Below are 1,113 nucleotides of genomic sequence, written 5' to 3' on the forward strand. Positions count from 1 at the left end.
AGTGCCGCGTCAAGCAACGTTGGGTAGGTAATCCGGGCGCCGGATCTTCGAGCCGACCGCGAAGTCCCGGATAGGTCCGGCATGCTGGTTACGCCAGCGGATGTAGTCACCGATCGCAGCGTCCTGCTCAGCGTGGCTGCGGTGGTCGGTCCCGTTCAACGCGAAGTACCGCAACGCGGCGAACTCACACTCGATACGGTTCAACCACGACGAATACGTCGGCAAGAACACCAACTCGACATCGTTGTCCGCGCACCACGCCCCGACCTCTGCTCGCTTGTGGACCGAGTAGTTGTCGCAGATCAGATACAGTTTCTCGCCCGACCACCGAGCCCGCAACGACTTCAGAAACGACAGGAACTCCATCCATCGTTTCCGGTCCCGGATCCGGTAGTACAACTGGCCACTGCGCAGGTCCAGGGCACCGAACATGTGCCGGACACCCTGGGTGCGGTGGTAGGTCGCGCGCAACCGTTTCGGCCGACCAGTGCCGAACCAGCCACGGCCGGCTCGGGGCAGTAGATTCAGCGGCCCGAACTCGTCCACGCAGATCACCCGCCCGTGTTCGGGCGGATTGTCGTAGAGGTCGAGCACCCGGTTCATCTTGGCGACGAATTCCGGGTCGTTGCTGGACTTCCATGTTTTCGTGGACTGCCACGACACCCCGCCAGCCTTCAAGATCGCGCGCAGTGTCTCCCGGCTGATATCGGCGATTCCGTTGCCCCGCAACACTTCTACCAGCTTCGACAGACTCCACACGCTGAACGGCCAGCCCAGGTCACGGGGGCAGCACCGGGCGATCTGAGTGATCCGATCACGTGTGGCTTGATCGGTCTTCGCCGGCCTGCCCCCGCTCCATTTTGGGTCCAGTGCCTCGAATCCATGGGCGTTGAAGTCGTGGATCACTTGCCGCACATAGGATTCCGAGACTTGCATCAGCTTCGCGATCAGCCCGACCGGCTGATGCTGGGCCGAGGCCATCACCACCACGGCCCGCCGCATCCGGACCGGCACTTTGCTGCGCCTAGCGATCTGGGCGAGTTTGCGGCCTTCCTCTGGGGTTACCGCTCTGACGAACACATCCGGCTTGCGAGCCACCGGCACCACCTCCGT

General features: G+C 63.0%; 1 protein-coding gene. It reads right to left on the minus strand.

Translation table 11 applies throughout. The features are described from left to right. Window positions 1-9 precede the first annotated feature (9 nt). A partial coding sequence (locus ACFWVD_RS28810) for an IS630 family transposase (protein WP_379248072.1) occupies window positions 10-1,113 on the minus strand: 1,104 nt, incomplete at its 5' end.

This window comes from Nocardia sp. NPDC058666 (assembly GCF_042714895.1).
In the GTDB taxonomy this organism is placed as follows: Bacteria; Actinomycetota; Actinomycetes; order Mycobacteriales; family Mycobacteriaceae; genus Nocardia.